This is a genomic window from Brevundimonas sp. M1A4_2e (assembly GCF_053345555.1).
Genome location: NZ_JBKFAI010000005.1, coordinates 115318 through 140213, shown reverse-complemented (window position 1 = coordinate 140213; position 24896 = coordinate 115318). Strand labels below are relative to the sequence as shown.

General features: G+C 67.1%; 23 protein-coding genes. 9 read left to right on the top strand and 14 right to left on the bottom strand.

The window, feature by feature from the left end:
* The first annotated feature begins 60 nt into the window (after positions 1-60).
* Positions 61-726 (top strand): DUF1013 domain-containing protein, encoded by a 666-nt coding sequence (locus tag ACLBV5_RS12185; protein WP_025978187.1) that lies wholly within the window; start codon positions 61-63, stop codon positions 724-726.
* A gap of 84 nt (positions 727-810) precedes the next feature.
* On the opposite strand, the gene ACLBV5_RS12180 is transcribed toward ACLBV5_RS12185, so the two are convergent.
* The gene (locus ACLBV5_RS12180) at positions 811-984 is read right to left on the bottom strand and encodes a YdcH family protein (protein WP_003168889.1); all 174 of its coding nucleotides are present in this window, start codon (positions 982-984) and stop codon (positions 811-813) included.
* A gap of 126 nt (positions 985-1110) precedes the next feature.
* On the opposite strand from ACLBV5_RS12180, the gene ACLBV5_RS12175 reads away from it, so the two are divergent.
* The 3 genes from ACLBV5_RS12175 to ACLBV5_RS12165 are packed head-to-tail and all read left to right on the top strand — an operon-like array spanning position 1111 to position 2447.
* A complete protein-coding gene (locus tag ACLBV5_RS12175; protein WP_025978186.1) occupies positions 1111-1716 on the top strand; it encodes a UbiX family flavin prenyltransferase in 606 nt (201 codons plus the stop codon).
* Positions 1713-2183, top strand: a complete 471-nt coding sequence (locus tag ACLBV5_RS12170) for a TIGR02444 family protein (RefSeq protein WP_303683964.1) — start codon at positions 1713-1715, stop codon at positions 2181-2183. The genes ACLBV5_RS12175 and ACLBV5_RS12170 overlap by 4 nt, the downstream gene beginning before the upstream one ends.
* A 39-nt stretch (positions 2184-2222) precedes the next feature.
* Positions 2223-2447: a YdcH family protein gene (locus ACLBV5_RS12165; RefSeq protein ID WP_025978184.1), complete on the top strand. Its 225-nt coding sequence runs from the start codon at positions 2223-2225 to the stop codon at positions 2445-2447.
* Here ACLBV5_RS12165 and ACLBV5_RS12160 read toward each other — a convergent pair.
* The 4 genes from ACLBV5_RS12160 to ACLBV5_RS12145 form a co-directional block, all read right to left on the bottom strand.
* Positions 2444-2917, bottom strand: coding sequence for an Lrp/AsnC ligand binding domain-containing protein (locus tag ACLBV5_RS12160; RefSeq protein ID WP_024353296.1), 474 nt, complete (start codon positions 2915-2917; stop codon positions 2444-2446). The genes ACLBV5_RS12165 and ACLBV5_RS12160 overlap by 4 nt on opposite strands.
* Before the next feature lie 142 nt (positions 2918-3059).
* Positions 3060-4859 carry a DUF885 domain-containing protein gene (locus ACLBV5_RS12155; RefSeq protein ID WP_447605835.1) on the bottom strand — a complete coding sequence of 600 codons (1800 nt, stop codon included), beginning with the start codon at positions 4857-4859 and terminating at the stop codon, positions 3060-3062.
* Between the two features lie 89 nt (positions 4860-4948).
* On the bottom strand, positions 4949-7894 hold the full coding sequence (locus tag ACLBV5_RS12150; RefSeq protein ID WP_447605834.1) for a TonB-dependent receptor domain-containing protein: 2946 nt from the start codon (positions 7892-7894) through the stop codon (positions 4949-4951).
* A gap of 80 nt (positions 7895-7974) precedes the next feature.
* Positions 7975-9645, bottom strand: a complete 1671-nt coding sequence (locus tag ACLBV5_RS12145) for an amidohydrolase family protein (protein ID WP_447605833.1) — start codon at positions 9643-9645, stop codon at positions 7975-7977.
* A 393-nt stretch (positions 9646-10038) separates the two neighbouring features.
* Here ACLBV5_RS12145 and ACLBV5_RS12140 point away from each other — a divergent pair, with 393 nt between their 5' ends.
* On the top strand, positions 10039-11442 hold the full coding sequence (locus tag ACLBV5_RS12140; protein ID WP_447605832.1) for an amino acid permease: 1404 nt from the start codon (positions 10039-10041) through the stop codon (positions 11440-11442).
* 44 nt (positions 11443-11486) lie between these two features.
* On the opposite strand, the gene ACLBV5_RS12135 is transcribed toward ACLBV5_RS12140, so the two are convergent.
* Positions 11487-12089: a GGDEF domain-containing protein gene (locus tag ACLBV5_RS12135; RefSeq protein ID WP_312445655.1), complete on the bottom strand. Its 603-nt coding sequence runs from the start codon at positions 12087-12089 to the stop codon at positions 11487-11489.
* A 127-nt stretch (positions 12090-12216) separates the two neighbouring features.
* On the opposite strand from ACLBV5_RS12135, the gene purE reads away from it, so the two are divergent.
* Positions 12217-12723, top strand: coding sequence for a 5-(carboxyamino)imidazole ribonucleotide mutase (gene purE / locus ACLBV5_RS12130; RefSeq protein ID WP_313632053.1), 507 nt, complete (start codon positions 12217-12219; stop codon positions 12721-12723).
* Entirely contained in the window at positions 12723-13796 is a 1074-nt protein-coding gene (locus tag ACLBV5_RS12125; protein WP_303705895.1) for a 5-(carboxyamino)imidazole ribonucleotide synthase, read from the top strand. The genes purE and ACLBV5_RS12125 overlap by 1 nt, the downstream gene beginning before the upstream one ends.
* A gap of 39 nt (positions 13797-13835) precedes the next feature.
* Here ACLBV5_RS12125 and ACLBV5_RS12120 read toward each other — a convergent pair whose 3' ends face one another.
* Positions 13836-14501, bottom strand: a complete 666-nt coding sequence (locus tag ACLBV5_RS12120) for a COQ9 family protein (RefSeq protein ID WP_253119425.1) — start codon at positions 14499-14501, stop codon at positions 13836-13838.
* A 190-nt stretch (positions 14502-14691) separates the two neighbouring features.
* Here ACLBV5_RS12120 and rpsU point away from each other — a divergent pair, with 190 nt between their 5' ends.
* Entirely contained in the window at positions 14692-14925 is a 234-nt protein-coding gene (rpsU, locus tag ACLBV5_RS12115; protein WP_087139870.1) for a 30S ribosomal protein S21, read from the top strand.
* A 343-nt stretch (positions 14926-15268) separates the two neighbouring features.
* On the opposite strand, the gene ACLBV5_RS12110 is transcribed toward rpsU, so the two are convergent.
* The 6 genes from ACLBV5_RS12110 to ACLBV5_RS12085 all read right to left on the bottom strand — a co-directional run bounded on the left by ACLBV5_RS12110 (position 15269) and on the right by ACLBV5_RS12085 (position 23022).
* Positions 15269-16711, bottom strand: coding sequence for an ABC transporter permease (locus ACLBV5_RS12110; RefSeq protein ID WP_025978175.1), 1443 nt, complete (start codon positions 16709-16711; stop codon positions 15269-15271).
* A complete protein-coding gene (locus tag ACLBV5_RS12105; protein ID WP_447605831.1) occupies positions 16708-17673 on the bottom strand; it encodes an ABC transporter ATP-binding protein in 966 nt (321 codons plus the stop codon). Before ACLBV5_RS12105 ends, ACLBV5_RS12110 begins: the two co-directional genes overlap by 4 nt.
* A 108-nt stretch (positions 17674-17781) precedes the next feature.
* Positions 17782-18408, bottom strand: coding sequence for a M23 family metallopeptidase (locus ACLBV5_RS12100; protein ID WP_025978173.1), 627 nt, complete (start codon positions 18406-18408; stop codon positions 17782-17784).
* A gap of 194 nt (positions 18409-18602) precedes the next feature.
* Entirely contained in the window at positions 18603-20405 is a 1803-nt protein-coding gene (locus ACLBV5_RS12095) for an autotransporter domain-containing protein (protein ID WP_447605830.1), read from the bottom strand.
* Positions 20406-20504: 99 nt separating this feature from the next.
* Positions 20505-22394, bottom strand: coding sequence for a phosphoglycerate dehydrogenase (gene serA / locus ACLBV5_RS12090; protein WP_447605829.1), 1890 nt, complete (start codon positions 22392-22394; stop codon positions 20505-20507).
* A 112-nt stretch (positions 22395-22506) separates the two neighbouring features.
* On the bottom strand, positions 22507-23022 hold the full coding sequence (locus ACLBV5_RS12085) for a hypothetical protein (RefSeq protein WP_312445639.1): 516 nt from the start codon (positions 23020-23022) through the stop codon (positions 22507-22509).
* A gap of 199 nt (positions 23023-23221) precedes the next feature.
* On the opposite strand from ACLBV5_RS12085, the gene ACLBV5_RS12080 reads away from it, so the two are divergent.
* Positions 23222-24145: an Hsp33 family molecular chaperone gene (locus ACLBV5_RS12080; RefSeq protein ID WP_134580142.1), complete on the top strand. Its 924-nt coding sequence runs from the start codon at positions 23222-23224 to the stop codon at positions 24143-24145.
* A 51-nt stretch (positions 24146-24196) separates the two neighbouring features.
* On the opposite strand, the gene phoB is transcribed toward ACLBV5_RS12080, so the two are convergent.
* On the bottom strand, positions 24197-24886 hold the full coding sequence (gene phoB, locus ACLBV5_RS12075; RefSeq protein WP_025978168.1) for a phosphate regulon transcriptional regulator PhoB: 690 nt from the start codon (positions 24884-24886) through the stop codon (positions 24197-24199).
* Between the last annotated feature and the right edge of the window lie 10 nt (positions 24887-24896).

The following is a 24896-nucleotide window of genomic DNA, read 5'->3' as shown; positions in this document are numbered from 1 at the left end:
GTCGGGCGCCGTCGATTCAAACGCCCGTTTTTCGGGCCGCAACCGCCGGGATCCATGCCCATGACCGACATCCTGATGCCTAAGGCCACCGCGGTCTGGCTGGTGGACAACACCTCGCTCTCGTTCGAGCAGATCGCCGACTTCTGCGGCCTGCACCCGCTTGAGGTGCGCGGCATCGCCGACGGCGACGTGGCGCGCGACATTCGCGGCGCCGATCCCATCGTCAACGGCCAGCTGACCCGCGAAGAGCTGGACAAGGCCCAGAACGACGAAAACTACCGCATGAAGGCCGTGGTCAGCCGCCACGCCGAACTGCTGAAGCCGGCCAAGTCGGGTCCGAAATACACGCCGGTCTCGCGTCGTCAGGATCGCCCGGACGCCATCATGTGGTTCGTCCGCAACCACCCCGAAGTGACCGACGCCCAGATCGCCAAGCTGCTGGGCACGACCAAGGCCACGATCGAGAGCGTGCGCAACCGCACCCACTGGAACTCGGCCAATATCAAGCCGGTCGACCCGGTGACCCTGGGCCTGACCGGCCAGCTGCAACTGGACGAAGTGGTCCGCAAGGCCGCTGACAAGAAGGCCAAGGACGACGCCAAGAACGGCGTCCTGCAACCCATCGAGGCCGAGCCCGAACCGGAAGCCGCCGTCGAAGACGCCGAAGAAGAATACGGCATGGGCGCCGAGCCTACCGCCGAATCGGTGTTCGGCTCGCGCGACTGATCCCTTCGATCCGCCGAACGATACAAAACGGCCCCGGAAGAGCGATCTTCCGGGGCCGTCGTCATTTTCAGATGGGAAGCGGCGTCAGCAGGCGCGGGCTTCCAGGCTGTTGATCTCTTCCTTAAGTCGCAGCTTTCGCTGCTTCATCTCCCTGAGGTGTATCGGGTCCGCGGAGGGGCGGCGCATCTCCTGCTGGATGGTCTCATCCAGCGACCGATGCCGATTACCCAGTTCGCGAATACGAGCCTCGATGGTCATGGCTTGCGCCTCCATGTGTAAGGGACCACTACACTGAGCGCCCGGTTTGGCGGGGTGTGGAATCACATTGCGGTGACCCTCGCCGCTCCGGACACGGACAGGTTGGAGGCGAATTTGGCCGATGTTGTGAACTCGGCCGTTGGGGCGGCGGCGCCCTCTCGGCTAGTCGTTGGAATCTCTGGCGCTTCCGGCGTCGTCTATGGCGCGCGCGTGCTGGACGCCCTGCGCGAACTGGGCGTCGAGAGCCATCTGGTCGTCACCCGCGCCGCCCTGCTCACTTTGTCGCAGGAGACCGATCTCACTCCAGACGAGCTGACCGGCAAGGCCGATGTGGTCCATCGGCTGAACGACGTGGGCGCGACCATCTCCTCCGGGTCCTTCCGAACCCTGGGCATGATCGTCGCGCCCTGCTCGGTGCGGACGATGAGCGAGATCGCCACGGGCGTGACCTCCACCCTTTTAACCCGCGCCGCCGATGTCGTGCTGAAAGAGCGCCGCCCTCTGGTGCTGATGGTGCGCGAGACGCCGCTGCACCTGGGCCACCTGCGCACCATGACGGCGCTGGCCGAGATGGGCGCCGTCATCGCCCCGCCCCTGCCCGCCTTCTACGCCCGGCCCGAAAGCCTGGAGCAGATGGTCGACCAGTCGGTCGGCCGGGCGCTGGACGTCTTCGGCCTGGACTGGGCGCCGGTGCGGCGCTGGGAAGGGCTGAAGGGCGGGGCCGGGGCATGAGCGACGACCTGTGGACCTGGGCCTGCGCCGCCTATGCCGCGCCGGGCGTGAGCGAGGCTTGCCTGTCGCTGCAGGACTATCACGAGCAGAACGTGCCCCTGCTGCTGTGGGCGGCGTGGACGGCCGTCACCGGCCGCCGCCCGGACGAGGAGACGATCGAGGCCGCCTGTGACACGGCGCGCGCCTGGCACACGACCACTATTGCGCCTCTGCGCGCGGTGCGACGCACCTTGAAAGGACCGGTGCCGGACCTTGAAACCGACGCTCGTCTGGCGGTACGCGCACAGGTTAAGGCTGCCGAACTGGCCGCCGAGCGCCATCTGCTGGAAGGCCTGCAGGGCTTGTCCCCCGCCCCTTCCGGCCCTGCGCGTCCGGCCGTGGACGCCATGGCCGACGCGGCGCGCCTGTGGGACCGCGTGGTGCCGCGACCAGGGTTGAGAACCCTGGCCGACCTGCTTCCGAGCTGACCCCGGCTCAGCTATAACCACCTGGTCCGGGGCCCGATGATGAACGACGACGAACCTTACCTGTCCGAAGAAGACGAGGCGCTGCGCGCCGAGCTGGCCCGCCTGCTGCAGGAGCACGCCGACCTGGACGCTTCGATCGAGGCGCTGGGCCATATGCCTGCGCCCGATCAGCTGATGATCGCCCGGCTCAAGCGCAAGAAGCTGGCCCTGCGGGACGACATCGTGAAGCTGCAGGATCAGATCCTGCCCGACATCATCGCCTAGAGCGGCAGGACCGAAGTGTCCTTGACCTCTTCCATGACGGCGTAGGTCCGCGTTTCGCGCACGCCTGGCATGGTGATCAGGGTGTCGGCCAGGAAGACGCGATAGGCCGCCATGTCCTTCATCCGCACCTTGACCAGATAATCGAAGCCGCCGGCGACCATGTGGCACTCCAGCACCTCGGGCGAGCGCCGGATGCGGTCTGCGAACTGATCGAAAATGTCCGAGGTGGTGCGGTCCAGCAGCACCTCGATGAAGATCAGCAGTTCCCGCTCGGCGAACTTCGGATCGATCAGCGCCGTATAGCCGACGATCACGCCCCGCTCTCGCAGGCGGCGCACCCGTTCAAAGCACGACGACGCCGACATGTTGCAGGCGGACGCCAGGTCCTGATTGGTGATGCGGCCATCCTGCTGCAACACCCTCAGGATTCGGCGATCCGCGTCATCCAACTTGTAATCCGCTGTGTTCATGCGCGGCTCCCCCTTACGCATCTACCCTACTCCGACTTTGTCAAACCGCCTGCTGATCCGCAATGGATCAGCAGGCGGTGGAGACCAACGACCTGGGAGAAAATCGTCGGCCAGAACGATCGCCCGTCAGAAAAACGGCCGTCTACTCGGCGCGGCGAGCCCCGGCCGCCTGTTTGCTCTGGGCGATGAATGCCTCCATTTCGGCGGTCATGGCCGGAATGGTGGCGACGCCCAGCGCCAGCAGATGATCGTGGAAGGCCCTGATGTCGAAATCGGCGCCCAGCTCGGCCTCGGCGTTGCGACGCAGGCGAACGATTTCAATCTCGCCCAGCTTGTAGGCCAGGGCCTGCCCGGGCCAGGTGATGTAACGGTCGATTTCGGTGCCGACCTCATGGTCCGACAGGGCCGTGTTGCCGCTCAGGAAGGCGATGGCCTGGTCGCGGGTCCAGCCCTTGGAATGCAGGCCGGTGTCGATCACCAGGCGCGCCGCGCGCCACATCTCGTAGTTCAGGCGTCCGAAATCCTCATAGGCGTCTTCATAGATGCCCATCTCGACGGCCAGTTTTTCCGTGTAGAGCGCCCAGCCCTCCCCGAAGGCGGAGATCCCCGCCTGCGAACGCCATTCCGGCAGTTCGGCGTGCTCGCGGCGCAGGACGCCGTGCCAGGCGTGGCCAGGGTTGCACTCATGGACTGTCAGGGCCGGGATATTGTAGCGCGGCCGCGAGGGCAGGTCATAGGTGTTCAGCAAGCACGCGCCATTGCCGCCGCGGCCCGCCGTATAGAAGGGCGCGATGGCCGGAGGGACCGGGATCAGGCTGAAGGTGTCGCGCGGCTTCAGGTTGAAATACTGCCCCATCTTGCCGTCGACCTTCTTGATCACCCAGGCGCCATGCCACAGCAGATGCTCGGGCTTGTCGTACTGGAACTGGCGATCGGTCTTCAGAAAGGTGAGGAACTCGGCGAAGCTGCCGGTCCAGCCGGTGCTGCGCATCACCGCTTCCATCTCGGCGCGGATTCGAGCCACCTCGGCGCGGCCGATCTGATGGATCTGGTCCGGCGTCAGGTTGACGCTGGTGTATTGGCGGATCTGCGTCTGATAGAAGTCGTCGCCGTTCGGCAGACGGTTAGCGCCAAGCGTGTCGCGCGCGCCCGGCACATATTCGTCACGGATAAAGCTGAGCAGGGTGCGGTGCGCGGGCACGACCTGCTGCTGGATCACCTGGACAGCCTCGGCGCGCAGGCGCTGCTTGTCTGCCTCCGAAATCGTCGACGGCATGTCGATGAAGGGCTTGTAGATCGGGTTGGCTTGCGGGTCCGTCGGCTCTGTCACGGCCAGGATGGAGACGTCCCGTCCGACCAGCGAGGCCTTGGGCTGGGTGAAGCCGCGCGCCAGTCCGGCGCGCATATTGGCGATCTGCTGGTCAAAATAGCGCGGCGTGTCGCGCAGCTGCGACAGGTAGCGGTCATAGTCCTCCACCGAAGTGAAGGTCTGGTTCGCCATGCCCGAGATCGAGGACCAGAACGAGCTGTCCGAGTTAAAGGGCATCTCGTACAGGCGATGGCGGCCGTCATCGACGAAGTTGTCGATCTGATGCTTGTAGACGGCGTAGTTGGTGCGCTCGGACGGCGACAGCTGGTCCGGCGAAATGGCGTTCAAGCGACGCTGGATTTCGGTCCAATAGGCCAGGCGGCGCTGCTGGGTGGCGGCGCTGACGTCCGGCAGATTGGTCGGTTTGGCGGCGCGAGACGGAATCTCATTCCGGCGCCAGGCGTATTCCTCGTCGGCGATAGCGCGGAATTGGGCGTCAAGGGCGCTGGCGGTCGTCGCCGTGGCCGTGGCGGGCGCCGAGGCCGATGCCGCCGACGCCGTCGTCGGCAGGGCGGCGAGCGCCAGAACGCCCGCCGCGGCGGCGATGGCACTATATGCGGTCAGGGTCTTCATCGGTTTCTCCCCTTGGTCCTGAGGACGCCCCCTCGAGGCCCCCAGCGTGAAAAGCCGCCCGTCGCCGGGCGGCTTTCCCTAGTTGCGGATCAGAAGCGTGCGTTGACGCCGATGTAGGCGTAACGGCCCAGGTTGTTGTAGATGCTGGCGTTGAAACCGGTGTTCAGCGACGTGCCGGTCCAGGTGAACGGCGTCTGCGGCGGCTCCTCATTGGTGAAGTTGTTCACCCCTGCGAAGACCGAGAACTTGTCGAAACGGTATTCCGCCCGCAGGTCGTGGGTCAGCCAGGACGGCGCCTTGTAAGGCTCATAGGCCCCTGCCGGATCCTGATTGCTGCGCACCATGCTGCTCAGATACTGGTTGGCGTAGGACAGCGAGACCCGGTCGTAATCCCAGGTGACGCGGAAGTTCATCCGGCGCTTGGGATTGGGCAGTTCGCCCGCCTGCTCGTCGCGCACGCTGGGGTCGCCCGGGACCGGATCATAGGTCAGGTCTTCCAGGAAGCCCGCCGCAGCACTGAAGGACAGCGAGCCGTAGTCCGGCAGTCCCAGCTTGGCCAGGTCCGTGCGGTAGGAGGCCGTCACGTCCCAGCCCGAGTTGGTGTACTCGGCCACGTTCAGCACCTGGTTCAGCACGCGGGTGATGTTGCCGTCCGCGCCGCGCGCCACGCTGGCGCAGAACGGGTTGTTCAGGTCCGGACTGTCGACGCAGTTGTTGATGATGTTGCGGAAGCCCAGCGAGGCGATCACGTCGCTGATCTTGATGTCGTAGTGGTCGATCGTCAGGGCGAAGCCCGGCAGGATCGACGGCGTCAGCACCACGCCCAGGGTCAGGGTCTCGCCCTCTTCAGGGTTCAGGGCGGAATTGCCCTGGCTGACCACCGGCCGCGTCGCGGTTGACTGCACGAAGTTCGGGCTCAGGCCCAGGGCCGCGCAGTTCGCCTTGCGGTTAGCCGGGGCGTTGCCCAGGTTCAGGCGCGTCGCGTCGCAGGGATCGTCGATCAGGCTGTAGCCTTCGCTGCCGCCGCCGAACAGTTCGTTGATGTTCGGCGAACGCACTGCCTTGGCGTAGTTGCCGCGGAAGCGGATGTCGCGGTTGACCGTCCACTCCAGGCCCAGGCCGTAGCTGCTGTCGCCGCCCGTGGTGGTGTAGTCCTGGTAGCGATAGGCCGCCGTCAGATCCAGGTATTGGACGAAGGGGACATCCGCCAGCAGCGGCAGGTTGATCTCGCCGAAGACTTCCTTGGACTCATAGCGTCCCTCGGTGATCTGCTGGGCGTTCTGGAAGATCAGGCCCTTTTGCGAGGTGATGTCCGGCACCGAGCGCGCATATTCCTTGCGCCACTCCACGCCCGCCGCGAAGGCGACCGGCAGGCTCGTTCCGCTGAACAGCGAGGGGTAGGAGAACAGCTCCCCGTTGACGCTGGCCACCGCGTTCCACTGGCGGGTCAGGTCGTTCCGAACGGTGTAGATGTAGGAGTAGTCGATCGCTTCCTGCGAAGCGACGCCGGCGCCGAACAGGTTTAGAGGCTGACAGCCGCGGGCGCGGGCGTCAGCGCTGCGGCAGACGATCTGGCCATTCAGATTGATGGCGTCGATCGACTCGTAGAACTCCTTCTGCAGCCGGTCGAAGTTGGTGAACTCCGACTTGGTCTGGCCGTAGTTGGCGTAAACTTCGAACCGCCAGCCATTGCTGAAGGCGCCGTCGAACCCGGTCACGAAGCGGGTGGTGTCGTACACGCTCTCATAGGTGCGGATGCCGAAGTCGCGGTCGTTGCGGGTGATGTCGAAGCGCGCCACCCCGGCGGCGGCCAGCATGGCCTTCAGGTCAGCGGGCAGGAAGGCGTTGTCGGCCTGGATGCGGTAGGCGTTGCCCGTCGCCGTGCCGGGCACGTCGCCGGCGAAGGTGCCGTTCTCGCGCTGGCTGGTCGCTTCGGTGTGGAAATACTTGCCCTCGGCGAACAGGTTCAGTTCGGTGATGTAGTCGTTCGACGGCTGGAACTGGTGACGCAGCTGCAATTCGCCGCCGTAACGCTCGACCGGGGTGCGCAGGGCGTCTTCGCGGAACTTGAAGCCGTCGCCGCCGATCGAGACCTTCTGCGGACGCCCGGCGCCGTCGACCACGATCTGTCCGCGGTCGAAGGGAACCAGCTTGCCGTCCGGCGTGAAGGTCAGGCTGTAGGCCGCATTGCCGCCGATCGGCGTGACGATCACCGGGGTGAAGCTGTCGTTGGTGATGTTCGTATAGACGTCCCGCGCCATGATGAAGGACGGCAGGCCGTCGTTCGGGCTCTTCTTGTTCGGGTTCGGGATGTAGGCCAGGCCGCTCATCGCGTAGTCGCGCTCGTGCCGGTACAGGCCCTCGGTCTTGTCATAGGTGCCGGCGGCCATGACGTTGGTGCGGCCGTCGTTGAAGTTCCGACCCACGGCGACCGAGCCGTAGTAGGTGTTCGGACCTTCGGCCGAACCGTACTGGGCCTGGGCGGCGATGCCGTCGAAGTCCTGCTTGGTGATGAAGTTGACCACGCCGGCCACGGCGTCCGCGCCGTACACCGCCGAAGACCCGCCCGTCACCGTGTCGACACGGGCGATGGTGGTCTTGGAGATGGTGTTGACGTCCACGGCGCTGGTGCCGCTGGACCCCGCCACATGGCGGCGACCGTTGACCAGGACCAGGGTCCGGCTGGCTCCGAGGTTGCGCAGGTTCAGCGTCGCCAGGCCCTGGCCGGCCACCGTATTGGTGGTGCTGGAGGCCGAACTGCCCAGGCCGACCTGCGGCTGGCGCGCCATGGCGTCGATCAGGTTGGTGACGCCGATGTTCTCGATTTCCTGGGCGTCGACCACGTTGACCGGGGTCGAGGCTTCGACGTTCGGGCGGCGGATACGCGAGCCGGTCACCACAATGTCGGCGACGGCGCTGGCTTCCGGGTCGCTCGCCGGAGTTTCAGATTGCGCCCAGGCGGGCTGGGCGGCGGCGGCCGTGAAGGCCAGACCGGCGATCATGGTGCCGGTCTTCAGGTACGCAGACAGTCTCATTGAATCACCCCTCGTTTTTTTGATGTGAAGCACGGGCGCGCCCTCCCCATTAGGCGCCGCCCGGCTCGTCCGTTGTTGGTTCAGCGCCCTCCTTGCGCCTCGCCTCGCTCGGCTTTTTGCCGGTCGACCATGGCCCGCACGTCGGCCAACAGGGCCGGCGCGTCGTAGGCGACGCCGCGCGCCACCGTCCAACGCACCCCGCCGACCGTCTCGATGCGGTTCTCAGGGCTCAGGCGCTCATGCCCGGTGCCGTAAAGCGTCTTGAAGTTGGCCAGCGGGTTCTCGGTCGTGATGACCAGATCCGCGCTCATGCCCGGTCGCACGATGCCGAAGGTCGGCGCCTTGCCGGTCGGCTCGGCCAGGGTCATGGCCCCGTCCATCGTCGCGGCGCGTACGATCTCCAGCGGATGGAAGCCCGCTTCCTGCAGCAGTTCCAGCTCTTCGACGTAGCCAAAGCCGTACAGCTTCCAGATGAAGCCCGAGTCCGACCCCACCGTCACCCGGCCGCCGACCTTCTTGTAGTCGTTCAGCAGCCGCATGAACCGCTCATAGAAGCGGCGCCACGCCACCTCGTTCGAGGTCGTCCAGTCGAAGAAGTAGCTGCCGTGGTTGTCGCGCGTCGACTGGAAGTAGTCGGCCAGCGTCGGCAGGGTGTAGGTCTGGTGCCAGGGCGCGTTGCGGGCCTTCATCAGGTCGCGCGACGCCGCATAGATGGTCATCGTCGGATCGAAGACGACGCCCGCCTCCTTCTGGGCCTCCAGATAGGCGTACCACTGCGGCGAGCCGGGCTCGACCTCGTCCCAGATTTCGGCCGCCTCGCCGAACCGCTTCTGCTCGTCGTAGAAGTTGTAGTCGGTCGGATAGTCCTGGATCGTCCGTCCGCCCAGCAGGGATTCGAAGTGGCCGTAGAAGTGGGTGATGGTCCCCAGGCCCGCCGCCGCCAGCTGTTCGGCGTTCAGCTGCGCCACGCCCGGCTGGGCGATGTGGGCCACGGTGCCCATGCCGACCTTCTTGGCCTCGTCGAGCGCGGCCAGGACCACCTCGGGCGTCTCGTCGCCGCGCAGGAAGAACTTGATCCCGTCCACGCCGTTGGCCGCGCCCCAACGCACCCATTCACGCGCCATCTCCGGATTGCGGATGCGGCCGCGCGACCAGCCCGAGCCGATGGTCTGATAGTTGTAGATGCGCGGCGCGACGATCTCGCCCCGGGCCGAGCGGGCCTTTTCCGACACGGCGATGTCATGCGGCGCCAGGCTGACGCCGCGCACCGTCGTCACGCCGTGGGCCAGCCACAGCTTGTAGACATACTCCAGGTCCGGCGCCTTCTGAGGGCTGCCGCCGTGGGCGTGGGCGTCGACGAAGCCCGGCATGACATACATGCCGCGCGCGTCGATCTCGTGCGCGGCGTTCAGCGGCGGACGGCCCTCGCGTTCCGGCAGGCCCGGCCAGCCGGCCTGAATGATGTCGGTGATCTTGTCGTTCTCGATGACGATGTCGACCGGCCCCATCGGCGGCGCGCCCGTGCCGTCGATCAGCATGGCCCCGCGGACCACCATCAGCGGATAAGGGCCGTATCCCTCCCCCGCCCGGCGCGCCGGCGCCGGGTTCAGGCTGGCGCGCGCCGGAGCCGCCTGGGTTTGAGCCTGAGCTTGGGCCGAAGCCACGCTCGGCGCCGTCGCCAGCATCAGGGCGGCCGCACAGGCCGCGCCGGCGCCGCTGAAGATAGACCTAGTCTCTAAACGAGTCCGCAAGCTCCAATCCCTCCCAAGATCGACGGTCTTTCAGACCCGTGCCAGCGCAAGTCGGGCCCCTCAGCCCGACGCCAATTCGCTACCACCCCAAGGCAGACAAGAGTTTCGGATATTCTCCACCCTGCGGAATAAAATTCACGAAGAAGCGGCCAGACGTATACGTTCTTCGAAACCCAATATTTCTGACCAACAAAGCGAAAGAGGCGTTGTTTATCCGGCAATTCTGATTTTATGATCCCCTGAAGGCGACAAAACGCGGCATATTGGGGTCGTTTTTTTTAGCCACGTTCGGCCGACGATCGCGCTGCGCGCCAAGAATGCTGCGCCACATCGACGGTATCCCGAATATTTTCTGTTCTACCGAATAACATTCGCAACGTCTGGGGAAGACGCATGAGTTTCTTGACACGCCGCAAGGCCCTGCCTGCGCTGGGGGGCGCAGCACGCAAGGTCGATGGGCTGAAGCCCACCCTGTCCTGGCCGCACCTGGTCGCCCTGGGCGTCGGCGCCATTGTCGGCACCGGTATCTACACTCTCATCGGCGTGGGAGCGGAACGGGCAGGCCCGGCGGTCATGCTCGCCTTCGTCATCGCAGGGATCGTCTGCGTCTGCGCCGCCCTGGCCTATGCCGAACTGGCGACGATGATCCCCGAGTCGGGCTCAGCCTACACCTATTCCTACACCACGCTGGGCGAGGGCGCGGCCTGGATGGTGGGTTGGAGCCTGATCCTGGAATACACCGTGGTCTGTTCGGCGGTGGCCGTCGGCTGGGCGGGGTATTTTTCAGGGATGATGGAGGGCATCGGCATGGGCCTGCCCGCCGTGCTGACCTCGGCGCCGTCGCAGGGCGGCATCGTCAACCTGCCGGCCGTCGTCATCGTCGCCGCCGTGGCGGGTCTACTGGTCGCCGGCACCAAGGAAAGCGCCTCGATCAACGCCGCCCTGGTGGTAGTCAAGATCGCCGCCCTGATCGCCTTCGTGGCCATCGCCCTGCCCCACTTCAACGCCGACAACCTCAAACCCTTCATGCCCTACGGCTTCTCGCACGGGGTCGGGGCTCAGACCGGCGTGATGGCGGCGGCGGCCATCATCTTCTTCGCCTTCTACGGCTTCGACGCCGTAGCCACGGCGGCCGAGGAAACCCGCAACCCCGCCCGCGACCTGACCATCGGCATCATCGGCTCCATGGTCGCGTGCGTCGCCATCTATATGGCCGTGGCCATCGCCGCCCTGGGCGCCATGCCCTTCACCGAGTTCATGAAGTCGCCCGAGCCGCTGTCGCACATCATCCGCACCGTCGGTTCGGACCTGTGGGCCACCCTGATCGCGGGCGCGGCGGTCGTCGCCCTGCCGACCGTCATCCTGGCCTTCATGTTCGGCCAGAGCCGCATCTTCTTCGTCATGGCGCGCGACGGCCTGTTGCCGCGCAGCCTGGCCCATGTGTCCAAGCGGTCCGGCGGCCCAGTCCGTGTGACGGCGGGAACGGCCGTCCTGATGGCGATCATCGCGGGCTTCATCCCCCTGGGCGACCTGGCGGCCCTGGCCAACGCCGGGACGCTGGCGGCTTTCGCCTCGGTCGGCCTGTGCCTGATCGTGCTGCGTCGCCGCGAGCCGAGCCGCCCGCGCGTCTTCCGCGCCCCGGTCTGGTGGCTGGTGGGGCCGATCGCCATCACCGGCTGCATCTATCTTTTCTTCAGCCTGCCGGCCTCGACCCAGATCAACTTCGTCATCTGGAATGTGATCGGGGTGGCGGTCTATCTGCTCTACAGCCGGCGCAACAGCCTGCTGAACGGCTAAGAATCAAGGGCGCCGGGGCTGACCTCGGCGCCCTTTTCAATTCGTCAGCGCGTCCCTTCCGGCCGTGCTTTCTTGCGCAGCCACATGGCCGCGTCCGCCTCGGCCAGCCAGACGTCGGCATCCGCCTGTCCGGCGAATGCGCGCACGCCGAACGAGCCGCCCAGGGGCAGACGCTCGCCTTGCCAGACGAAGCCTTCGCTGTTCAGCGCCTCGCTCAGCCGCCGCGCCTTCTCGCGCCCTTCCTCGGCGCCTGCGTTCATCAGCACCACGGTGAACTCATCCCCGCCCATGCGGCCCACGGCGTCGGACTCGCGGACATTCGCCATCAGCAGCTCGGCCACAGCGATCAGGGCCGCGTCGCCCGCAGCATGGCCCAGGCGGTCGTTGATTCCCTTGAACCCGTCCAGATCGAGATACAGCAGCGCCGCCTCGACCCCGTGGCGGCGGCAATAGGCCAGATTGCGCGCCAGCACCGTCATGAAGCCGCGCCGGTTCAGCGCCGGCGTCAGCACGTCGTGATCGGCCAAGGCCTCGGCCCGTTCAGCCCGCTCGGTCAGGGCCGCTATCTCGGCGTGCAGACGCGTGATCTCGGCCTGCAAGTCCGTCTTCGCGTCCGCAGCGGTCGTCTGTTCGGCCAGGTGGTTCAAGGCAGGCTCCGACGCCGCATTTCCGGCCGACTCACGGCCCCGCGACGCAGCTGAGTCTAGCGTCCTCGGTTGCGGGCGCAACGCGGGTGCTGTAACGGGCCGCTTTCCGCATGGGGAGCCTTTGCGCATGACCGCCTCCACGCCGCCGGCCACGACGCCTCCTGTCGCCATCATCATGGGCAGCCGCTCCGACTGGCCCACGATGAAGCTGGCCGCCGACCGCCTGGACCAGCTGGGCGTCGCCTGGGAGGCCAAGGTCGTCAGCGCCCATCGCACGCCCCAGCGCCTCTATGACTTCGCCACGACTGCCAAGGACAAGGGCTTCAAGGTCGTGATCGCGGGCGCTGGGGGCGCGGCCCACCTGCCGGGCATGGCCGCCTCGATGACCGACCTGCCGGTGCTGGGCGTGCCGGTCCAGTCCAAGGCGCTGAAGGGCCTCGATTCCCTGCTCTCCATCGTCCAGATGCCCGGCGGCGTGCCCGTCGCGACCCTGGCTATCGGCGAGGCGGGCGCCGCCAACGCCGGCATTCTGGCGGCGCAGATCCTGGCCCTGTCCGATTCCGCTATCGCCGAGCGTCTATCCGCCTTCCGCGCCGCCCAGACCGAATCCGTCGCCGAAAGCGTCGAAGACTGATGCCCGATCTTCCCCTGCCTCCCGGTTCGACCCTCGGCATTCTCGGCGGGGGTCAGTTGGGCCGGATGTTGGCGCAGGCCGCCGAACGTCTGGGCTTCGACGTGGTGATCCTCGATCCCCAGCCGGACTGCCCGGCCGCCCGCGTCTCGCGCGCCCAGATCACCGCCCCCTATGACGACCCCGACGCCCTCCAGGCCTTGGGCCGTCTGTGCGACGTCGTCACCTTCGAGTTCGAGAACGTCCCCGCCGCCTCGGTCGAGACCCTGGCCGAGGCCGGCGCCCTGGTCGCACCGGGACCGACGGCTCTGGCCGTGGCTCAGGACCGGGTGGATGAGAAGACCTATCTGAACGCCGTCGGCGCCCCGACTGTCGATTTCGCCGCCGTGACGACGCTGGACGACCTGACCGCCGCCATCGACCGCCTAGGCCTGCCCGCCCTGCTGAAGACCCGCCGCGAGGGCTATGACGGCAAGGGCCAGGTCTGGATCCGCGACGCCGCCGAGGCCGAGGCCGCCTTCGACGCCATCGGCCGCCGCCCCGCCGTGCTGGAGGCCGCCGCCGTCTTTAATCGCGAGCTGTCCGTGATCGCCGCGCGCGGCCGCGACGGCGCCGTCGCCGTCTATCCCTTGGGCGAGAATGTCCACCAGAACGGGGTGCTGAAGACCACCACCGCCCCCGCCGCCGTCGACCCGGCCACGCAAGGACGCGCCGAAGCCATCGCCGCTGCGGTGCTGGACGGCCTGGACTACATCGGCGTCATGGGCATCGAACTGTTCGACATGGGCAGCGGAGAGTTGCTGGTGAACGAGGTCGCCCCGCGCGTCCACAACACCGGCCACTGGACCCAGGACGGCTGCGTCTGCGACCAGTTCGAGCAGCACGTCCGCGCGGTCGTCGGCTGGCCGCTGGGCCCGAGCAACGCCCACGCCCGCATCGAGATGACCAATCTGCTGGGCGACGAGGTCGATCAATGGCGCACGCTGGCCGCCGAGCCGAACGCCCGGCTGCACCTCTACGGCAAGCACGACGCCCGGCCGGGGCGGAAGATGGCGCACGTCAACCGCATCCTCTGAACCCTTTCACAGCCTTCCCTCTCCCGATGGGAGAGGGCGTTACGCCTTGGCGCCGTAGCGCAGCCGCCCCAGCGCCTCGGTGATCGAGCGCACGGGCGCGTCGAAATCCTTGCCCGCCTTCCACTTCTCGAAGGCCATGACGTTTTCGATGCGGCGGGCGACAAAGGCTTCCGCCGCCTCGCGCCCGTCGAACCAGCGCATGGTCAGGGCGGGAATCAAGATTCCGCCCAGGATCGCCCGCTTGGAATAGTGATTCTGGTCCGTCGCGGTATCGCCCGCCCAGCGCCAGAGATGATCCGCTGTCTCCCACGCCAGCTTGAAGCCAAGGTCGACGTTGGTCGGCAGGCTGAGGAAGCCCGCGCAACGCTTGGCCGCTTCGATGTCCTGCGCCCCCGCCTCCATCCGCGCCGAGACGGCGGCGGCGATTCGTTCGCGAATCTTCATCGTCGATGCGGGCGTGGCTTCCAGCGCCTTCAAGGCGCGCGCGTCGTGGCGGCGCGACAACAGGACCGCCAGATCGCGCGCCCCGTTAGGCAGCAGCAGCTCCTGGTCGCCTAGCGACAGGCCGCACGCCTCGCACGCGGCGCGCGTCAAGCGCGCGTTCCAGCCCAGCGCGGGCGCGCGTTCTATGGCCGCGTCCAGAACGGCCTGTTCGGTGCGGTCGGCCCAATCGCCTTTCGGAGCGGTCTCGGCTGTCTCGGTCATGGGCGCCACGATACGCCCATACGGCGGGCGTTTCGACCCATCACGATTAGGCGCGACGATCTGGACACGCCCCCCCCGATCATGTATCAGCGCGCCTTCACTCGAGAGGGCTTCCTCTTGAGCGTGGTTTTGTTTTGTCTGCCCGTCTCCCTTGGAAAGGACGCGGCGGGCGGCCAAAGGAGAGAGACCCCTGGTTCAGATTTTTGTCCGCGACAACAATGTCGATCAGGCGCTGAAAGCCCTGAAGAAGAAGATGCAGCGCGAAGGCAGCTTCCGTGAAATGAAGCGTCACGTGCACTTCGAAAAGCCGTCGGAAAAGCGCGCTCGCCAAAAGGCCGAAGCCGTCCGTCGCGCCCGCAAGCTGGCTCGCAAGCGCGCCCAGCGCGAAGGCCTGCTGCCGGCCCCCAAGGGTCGCGGTCGCTAAGACCGACTGACGCCTGAAAGATCAAAGGCCGCCCCGGTTCGCCGGGGCGGCCTTTTTCTTTGCCTGGTTCCAAGCCGTCTCCCCGGCGCTCTCTCCCATCTCCCCTCTCCGTCATCTTCGGACTTGATCCGAGGATTCAGTTATTCGTTGCCTCGCTCTTTCCGATTCAGCGCCGCGTTCGGGGCCTCGCCCGATCCTCGGATCAAGTCCGAGGATGACAGAGCTAAGGGGCGACGACACAGGCAAAGAAAAAGCGGGAAGACGCCGCCGCCTTCCCGCTTCCAATCAGGGCGTCCCCTGCCCTTCCCCCATCAAGGGGGGAAGGGAGAGGCATTGCCTCGCCTCACCGCCCCGTCACGGCGCCCATGAAGCTCTTCCAGCTCAGCTTCACGTCGGACAGGGCGCCGGCGCGGAAGGCGCGGCCCGCCGCCCAGACCATCAAGGCGGCGAACAGGAACATGCCGACCAGGCCGCCGATCATCTCGATCAGAGGCGGCCCGCTGGGCGCGCGGGCGGCCATGACGAAGGGGGTGAAGGGCGGGATCAGGCTGATCACCTTCACCACCATGGCGTCCGGCGTGCGGATGGCCATTTGCATGACTAGGATCGGCACGATCAGCACCATCATGATCGGCCCCATCAGGGTCTGGGCGTCTCGCGGCGTGTCGCAGAAGGCGCCGATGGCGGCGAAAAGCACCGCATACATCAGATAGCCGCCGACCAGCAGCAGCAGGAACCAGACGAACAGGCCGTCGGTCAGCAGCACCGAGCCGATGTCGCGCGCCACGTCAGGCATGCTCGCCATCAGGCCGATGGCGCCGATGCCGCCCCAGGCGCCCAGCACGGCCAAGGTCAGCAGGGCCACGCCCAGCACCTTGCCCGTCAGGATCTCGGTCGCCGAAGCCGAGGACAGCAGGACCTCCAGGATCTTGTTCGACTTCTCCTCCATCACGCTGTTCAGCAGGATCGAGGCGCCGGTCATGACGAGGGACCACAGGATGAAGCCCACCGCCAGGCCGACGAGGACCGGCAGCTTGTCGCGGAACGACACCTCTCCGCCCGACGCGGCGCGCGGCGAGAAGACCGACACTTCAGGCCGGAACCGCTCGGTCTGCGCCACCACCGAAGGATCGATGCCGCTGGACACGAAGACGCGGCTGCGGTTGGCGGACTTTAGGGCGTCGCGCACGGCGTCTTCCACCACATCGTCGGTGGCGCGGCCGGTCCAGACGCGCGCGCCGGGCTGGCCGTCCTTTTCAGTCAAAAAGACGACGGCGTTCAAACGCTCGCCCTCAGGCGCGTCCTTATCGACGTAGCGGCGGGCCAGGGCGTCGCGCGCCTCGCCCGGCGCAGCGGCCAACAGGTCAGCCGGCGCCTCGACCAGCTCAAACGAACGCTTTGGCGTCTTGAAGCCTGCGGCGGCGCGCGGCGCCTCCTTCTTCAACGCCTCCAGCCCGGCGTCGAAACCGCCCTTCTCAGCGGCCTCGCGCACGCGGTCCCCGCCCGCCGTTCCCGCCTCGGGCACGGCCGCAAGGCGCAGGGCGGCGATATCGGCGCGCCCGCGTTCCGTCTCCAGGGCCTGGCGCACGGCGGCGGCCAGACCCGACCCGGCCGGGGTTTCGTCTATGATGACGGCTTCGCGCTGAGGCTCTGCATGTTTCATCAACACCGGGATGGCGCCGCCCAGCACGGCGAACAGCGGAAAGGCCAGCAGGGACAGCCAGAAGCCGACCGTCTTGGCATAGGCCAGAAACTCGCGGCGCGCGATCAGAAGAATGCGGCTCATCGCGCGGCCTCCATCTTGTCGGTCTTGGCGACGGACTGATCCTCGTCCGGGTGGTCGCCGGTCAGGGCGATGAAGGCGTCGTGCAGGGTCGGCTCCTTCATCTGGAAGCGCCGCACGTCCAGCCCGCCCAGGAAGGCGGCGCGCAGGGCGGATTGCGCCTCCGCCCCCGGCGCCAGGCCGACGCGCAGGGTGCTGACAGCGCCGTCCTCCGTCAGGATCTCGATGCCGCTGACGCCCGGCAGGGCGACGACCGCGTTGCGGTCCAGCGCCCCTTCCAGCTCCAGAAAGCGCGGCGAGGTTGCGCGCGCCTGATCCACCGTGCCCTCAAACGCCTTACGCCCGCGCGCCAGCAGCACGACCTTGTCGCACAGACGCTCGGCGTGCTGCATCACGTGGGTCGAGAACAGCACCGTCGCCCCATCGGCGGCCAGGGCGCGGATCATGGCTTCCAGCCCCTGCTGGTTCATCGGGTCTAGCCCGGAGAAAGGTTCGTCCAGGATCACGAACTCGGGCTGATGCACCACCGATGCGATCAACTGGACCTTCTGGGCCATCCCCTTGGACAGCTCCTTCATCTTCTTCTTGCTGGCCTCGCCCAGGCCCATCTGCTCCAGCATCTCGCGGCCGCGACGGCGACCCTCGGGCAGGGGCAGGCCCTTCAGGCCGCCGAAGAAGGCGATGGCGTCCACCGGCGTCATCTTCTTATAGAGGCCGCGCTCCTCGGGCAGGAAGCCGATCCGGTGGCGCACCTTGCGGCCGTCGTCGGCGCCCAGAATGTCGATGCGTCCGCTGGTGGCGGGCTGCAGTCCCAGGATCATCCGCAGGGTCGAGGTCTTGCCCGCCCCGTTGGGCCCCAGGAAGCCGCAGATCGAGCCTTTCTCGACCTGGAAGCTCAGGTCGGAGACCGCCTGGAAGCCTCCGTATCTCTTGCTGATTCCGTCCAGCGTCAGCGCCGCGACCATTCGGTTCCCCTGCGATAATTCAAGGGTCGAAGGTAAGGGCGCGAGCCGCTTCGAGTAAAGCAACTTTTACATTACGGTTTGGTCATGATGCCGCGCCGCCGGATGCGGTCAGACCGGCGCCTTCACCCGGATATCGAAGCTCTGTCCAACGATCTTGGCGGGGTCGACCTGACCGCCGTTGCGGCGGACCTCGAAATGCAGGTGCGGGCCGGTCGAATAGCCGGTCGAACCGACCAGGCCGATGCGCTCGCCCGCCTCCACAGTCTTGCCCGAGTGGACGTCGATGCGGCTGAGGTGGCCGTACAGGCTGGTCATGCCGTTGGGATGCTGCACCTCGATGAAGTTGCCGTAGCCGCCCGCCTGATAGCCGGCGCGCAGCACCTTGCCCTCGGTCGTGGCGAAGACTCCTGTGCCGGTGGGGGCGGCGATATCCACGCCCTTGTGCGCCCGGGCCTTGGCTTCGATCGCCAGCTTGCGCAGGCCGAACGACGAGTTGATGCGATATCCCTTCACCGGGGCTTCGAAGACGATCTTGCGCGTCACCGGTCCGGCGGGCTCCGCCACCGCCTTTACGGGCGGGGCGATGGGGGCCGACACTTCGACGACCTTCTCAGGCGCGGCGGCGATCATGCCGACGGGCGCAGCAGCCATCGCCAGGACCGACAGGGCGACCAGGGCGCCGGTTTGACCAAAACGGATGACATGCGGCCGAACGGCCGGGGGGACTAGACGCATACTCAAACGACTCATTCTGAGCGCTTCGTCAGCGCGGGGGGAGCCGTCAGGAAGGCGCGAACACGCACGCAAAGCGAACAACCAAGGCTCGCCGACGGCCGGATTTGACCGCCTTTTGCAATTTCACCGGGACATGAATGGGGCGCCCCGAGGGCGACACGGCGTCGCACCTCGGGAACCTTCGTTTTCCAACTCTACAGCGGCAGGCTGAACTTCACCGCCGCCATATGGCTGTCGGCATGGTCGCCGAAACGGCCCTTGTAGCCGATCGAGACCTTCAGCCGCTCCATGACCGTGCCCTCGATCCCGGCGGCGGCCAACACCTGCCCGCCGAACGGCAGGTCCACGTCGCGGGCCAACACCTTGGCCGGATTGCCCAGGATGCCGGTGCGCACCGCGTCGCTGTCGTCGCTCAGGCTGTCGCGATAGCCGCCCTCGGCGTAGAAGCGGACGCGCTCGGTCCCGCCCTCGGCGCGCAGGGCGATCTCGGCCGTCGTCGCCTGCACCGAACGGTCGGCATAGGCGTATTGCGCCGCCGGCCCCTGCTCGCTGAAGCCGTCCACATCGGCGTTGATCCAGGCCACCGCCGCGCGCGGCGACAGGGCGAACCCGCCCATGTCGAACCACATCCCGCCCTGCAGCCGCGCCCCGGTCGAGACGCCGCGCGTCGAGCCGCTGTGGACGATCGGCGCCAGGCTGGTCAGCCGGTTGATGTCGTTGAAGTCGTCCTGAGCTACGCCCGCCGCGGCGTTGACGAACAGGTCGCCCGCGCGCCAGCCGCCGTAGACGTCCAGTCCGAAACTGTCGATGTCCGCGCGCAGGGCGCCCGCGTCGACATCGGCGTTGCGATAGGAACCGGACAGGCCGAAACGCCAGGTCTCGCTGCCCGACTCCAGGGCGATGCGCACGCCGTAGCCGTCGGACGTGGTCTTGCCGATGACGCCGCGCGCGTCCGTCTCGGTCTTGTCGGCAAGGGCGCCGACCGAGATGGAGGTCCCGCCCATCCACGCCTCGCGCCCCGACAGGGCCGCCGTCGAACCGTCCAGCGCGTCCTCTCGGTGACGCCACGCCGTCTCGCCCAGCACGGCCGTCTGGCTGCCCAGGTCGCCGTAGTAGAGGTAGTCGTTCGCCAGCCGCGCGATCACCTCATGCCCCTTGGCCGTCGGATGCACCCCGTCGAAATAGAAGTAGGAGTCAGGGTTAGAGCACACGGTCACGCCGTTGAAGCAGGGCTGCGTCACGTTCGACACGCCAAAGGCGCTGGGGTTGCCGGAAATCACATCGCCGACCTTGAACAGGTCCATCAGGATGATGTTGGTCCCCGGCCTCGCCGCCGCCGTCGCGTTCAGCCCGGTCAGCAGGGCGCCGTTGAAGGTCGTGACGGCGAAATCCGCCAGCGGCGCGGCCGGCGTGGCCCGGAACTGCGGCGTCAGACTGAGCTTGGGCAGGTTGGTGACCAGCACCGTCCCCGCTCCCGCCTGGGCGATGCTATTGACGATGAAGTTCATGTCCGACGCGGCGCCCAGGGCCACGGGCGTAATGGCGCCGGTCGGATTGGTCGAGGCCCCGGCAGCGGGCAGACCCTGGAAGATGTTGTTCGCCCCGCCCAGGACGCTGACCAGATCGTTCGCGCCGAACGTCCCGCCGCGCTGCTGATACTGGGCCAGTTGCAGCCGCATCCCCAGGGGTTGAGCCTGGCTGTCCGTGCGCGCGCCGCCAAAGGCGTAGTTGATGCTCCCCGTCACAGGGCCCATGAAGTTGGCGGCGTTGAAGCCCAGCCGTTCGGTAAAGACCGGACCGTTGGAGAATCGCCCTGCGCCATAGGGCGGCGAGGCCGGCGTCGATCCGCCGGTCGCCAGATAAAGGTTGCCGTTGTCCGAAAGGCTGTCGCCGAACACCACCAGACGGCTGTAGCTCTGGGCCGAGGCGGCCCCGGCGACAGACACGGCGGCCAGGCTCAGGGCGGCCAGCGCCGCTCCGCGAAGAAGACGAGTCATCGCAATCCCTCCCATCGACCGTCAGTATGCGGCCGTTGAACCGCACTCTGCGCCGCTTTTCTCAGGACGCAAGATGCCCCTGGGGAAGGTGATCGATGATCAGTGCAATCGGCGGAAGCGGATCGTGCCCGGAAGCTGCTTCAGCGCCGTCAACGCCTCGCGGTCATAGTCGCGGTCCACGTCGGTGATGACATAGCCGGTGCGCTCGTCCGTCTTCAGGTGCTGGCCCAGAATGTTCAGGCCCGCATCCGACAGCGCCCGGTTCAGTTCGGCCAGCACGCCCGGCTGGTTCCTGTGGATGTGCAGCAGACGGTGCGCGCGGCTCACCTCGGCCAGTTGCACGTTCGGCAGGTTGACGCAGAAGGTCGTGTCGCCCCGGTTCAAATAGCCCAACAGGCGCTCTGCCGCGAACTCGGCGATGGCTTCCTGCGCCTCTTCGGTCGAGCCGCCGATGTGCGGGGTCAGGATGGTCTTGTCCAGACCGACCAGCGGGCTGTCGAACGGGTCGGCGTTGGTGCGCGGCTCCTCGGGGAAGACATCGACCGCCGCCCCGCCCAGACGGCCGGACTTCAGCGCCGCCGCCATAGCGTCCACATCCACCACATGGCCGCGCGACAGGTTCAGGAACAGGGCGCCCGGCTTCATCCTGGCGAACTGATCGGCGCCGATGATGGCGGTGTTTTCCTTGCGGCCGTCGACGTGGAGCGTCACCACGTCCGCCTCGGCCAGCAAAGCGTCCAGCGAGCGCATCCGCCGGGCGTTGCCCAGCGCCAGCCGCTCGGACAGGTCGTAGAACAGCACCCGCATGCCCAGGTTCTCGGCCAGCACCGACAACTGGCTGCCGATGGCGCCGTAGCCGACGATGCCCAGCGTCTTGCCGCGCACTTCGCGCGAACCGGTCGCGGACTTGTTCCACTTGCCCTTGTGCATCTCGCGCGACTTGTCCGTCACGTCGCGCATCAGGACGATCATCATGCCGATGGCCAGTTCGACCACCGAGCGGGTGTTGGAATAGGGGGCGTTGAACACGGCCACGCCCTTGTCCGCCGCCGCATCCAGGTCGACCTGATTGGTGCCGATGCAGAAGGCCGCCACGGCCATCAGGCGGTCAGCCGCGTCCAGCACCTTGCGGCTGACGTTGGTCTTGGACCGGATCCCCAGGACGTGCACGCCCTTGATCGCCTCGATCAGGTCGTCCTCGTCCAGCGCGCCCTTCATCGTCTCGACGGTATAGCCCGCCTCCTCCAGCCGCTCGACGGCGGCGGGGTGGACGTTCTCCAACAGCAGCATGCGGATGCGGTTGCGCGGGTAAGACCAGCGCCCGGCCACGCCCTCGGCGTAGAGCACCTCGTCCAGCGAGGAGGCGACGGCGTCGGCGGCCTCGACCACCTTGGAGCGGCTGACGATCTCGGTGAAGGCGTAGAAGCGGTCGGCCGCGCCCTGAATCTTGACTTCGGCGTCGGTCCAGCCGTCGCCGACCATGACAACCGGACCTTCCAGCTGCAGCGCGCGGATGACCTCGGGCTTGCCGTTCTCGCGCGACAGGGGGTTGGCCATATCCACGCCCGTCACCCGGTCTTCGTCGTCATAGATCAGGTCGTTGGCCAGCACATGGTCGGCGGCCACGCCCAGGCGCTCGGCCAGGGGCGCGATCACCTCGCGGAAACCGCCGGACAGGATGTAGATGCGCTCGGCGTTGCGCTGGAAGAAGTCGACGTTGCGGCGGATGGAGACCGTCGCCTCGTCCAGAATCCGATCGGTCAGGGCCTCGACGTGTTCACGACGCAGGGCCAGCAGATCCAGTCGCTGCTTCAGCGCCTCGCCAAAGCCGATGCGGCCGTTCATGGCGTCGTCGGTCAAGGCGGCGATCCGGGCCTTGCGCTCGGCGGCGTCCGGGGCGTCCTTGAGCGCCAGGTCGGCCAGAGCCTCCAGCGTCTCGATGCGAACCAGGGTGGAATCGAAGTCGAAGATGAAGACAGGCGAGATCATGCGCGGGCTCTAGCCCCTCTTCGCATCCGCAGCAATAAAAAGGGGCGCCGCAGCGCCCCTTTCCGCATGATTTTTCCACCTGACGGTGAAAGCCGGCTCAACCGCTCTCGCGTCACCCCTTGCGGCGGCTTTCCAGCGCCGCCGCGCCGATCACGGCGGCGATAGTGGCGACGGCCAGAAGGGCGCCCCCTTCCTTGGCGTGGTCGCGGGCGAAGTCGCCGGCGTCTTCGGCGTAGCGACGCGCCTGCTTGGTGTAGCGGCGCATCGGGCGGCGCGACTTCTTCTTGGCCTGGCGATACCATTGGTCGGCCCGGTCGCGAGCCTCAGCGCCGAAGCGGCCGGCCCGTTCATGGGCGTGGCCGCCCATGTCGGCGGCGCGATGGTTCAAATCATCAGCCCCGTGGCGTACGCCGCGCGCGATGTCGTCGAAGCGATGGCGCAGGGCCTCGGCGTCGAACCAGCCGCGCGGGTCGATGCGGGTCTTGATCCGCTCATAGCGCGTCGGGCCGTTGCGCTGATTCAGCAAGATCGTCGCCAGACCCACGCCCGCCAGCACAGCCACTACGCCCGCCACGATCCCAGGGTGTTTGCGGACCTCGTCCACGACGTTGAACTCATGATCCATCATGTCAGACCTCATGTAGGCGGATGGGAAGGGAAGGGCTTTTTCAGCTAAGGGAGCGAGCTTCAGCACAAAGAGTTCCATGGTCCCGGTCAAGCCTGACGAACCGCGCCTGCGCGTGGCGTGAGCGACACGCCCTCCCCTTACCAAGCGGCCTTCGCCTCCCTATGTTGCGCCGCTTCCGACAGTTTGCAGGATTTTCGCCGTGACCGATCACGCGCCCGACGCCCCCATCGCCGCCCCCACGGACGACTTCGCCGCCGCCTTCCAGATCGAAGGCTGGCCGGTGCGCGGCCGCCTGGTCCGCCTGGGCGAGGCGATCGACAAGGTGCTGTCGGCCCACGCCTATCCGGAACCGGTCGCCGCCCTGCTGGGCGAGGCCTGCGTGCTGGCGGCCATCGTCGGCTCGGCGCTGAAGTTCGACGGCCGCCTGATCGTTCAGGCCCAGGGCGACGGCCCGGTGCGCTATGTCGTCGCCGACTACGGCACCGACGGGCATCTGCGCGGCTTCTGCCGCTTCGATCCGGAAGAAGTGGCCAAGGCCGCCGAAGGCTTCGCACGTCCCGGCGCCAAGACCCTGTTGGGCGGCGGCGTCTTCATCATGACGGTGGATCGCGGCGCCGACTTCGAACGCACGCAGGGCGTGACGCCAATCGAGGGCGAAAGCCTGTCGCTGTGCGCCGAACACTACTTCTCCCAGTCCGAGCAGGTGCCGACCAAGGTGCGCCTGGCCGTCGGCGAGGTCGAGACGGATCAGGGCCGGTCCTGGCGCGCCGGCGGGGCCATGATCCAGGTCATCGCCGGCGACGAATCGCGCGGCTCGACCGAGGAGGTGTGGGAGCGCACCCGCGCCCTGTTCGCCACCCTGGGCGACGACGAGTTGATCGACCCGACCATCAGCGCCGAGACCCTGCTGTATCGCTTGTTCCACGAGGACGGCGTGCGGCTGGAAGGCGCCAAGGCGCTGGCCGCGGTCTGCCGCTGCTCGAAGGACCGTATCGCCACCGTGCTGCAATCCTTCCCGACGGAAGAACGCGCCGAGATGGTCGAGGACGACGGCAAGATCCGCGTGACGTGCGAATATTGCTCGGCCGTTTATGACATCGACCCGGAAGAGATCATCGGCTGACGGAAGCGCCACGTCTTTCCCTCCCCGTCCCGGGGAGGAAGAGGGCTCGGGTCAGTTATTCAGATCCAGCGAATAGCCCGCCGAGCGCACGGTGCGGATCGGGTTGACCGTGCCTTCGACGTTCAGCGCCTTGCGCAGGCGGCCGACGTGGACGTCCACCGTGCGGGCCTCGACATAGACGTCCGAGCCCCAGACCGCATCCAGAAGCTGCTCACGGCTGAACACCCGGCCCGGATGTTTCAGGAAGTGATCCAAGAGGCGGAACTCCGTCGGCCCCAGGTGCACCTCGCGACCCGCCCGGCTGACGCGGTGGGCGACGCGGTCCATGATGATGTCGGCGTGGTTGACCCGGTCGTCTGCCAGACCCGGGCGGATGCGACGCAGCACGGCGCGGATACGCGCGGTCAGCTCCGTCATCGAGAAGGGCTTGGTCATGTAGTCGTCGGCGCCGGTGTCCAGGCCGCGCACGCGGTCCGTCTCCTCGCCGCGCGCGGTCAGCATGATGATCGGCAGGTTGCGCGTCTCGGCCCGGCCGCGGATGCGGCGGCAGACCTCGATGCCCGACAGTTTGGGCAGCATCCAATCCAGCAGGATCAGGTCGGGGGTACGCTCCTCGACCTGCAGCATCCCCTCCTCGCCGTCCGAGGCGACGGCCACGTCATAGCCTTCCTTCTCCAGATTATACTGAAGCAGGGTGGCCAAGGCGTCCTCGTCTTCCATCACCAGGATATAGGGTTGCACGTCAGCCTCT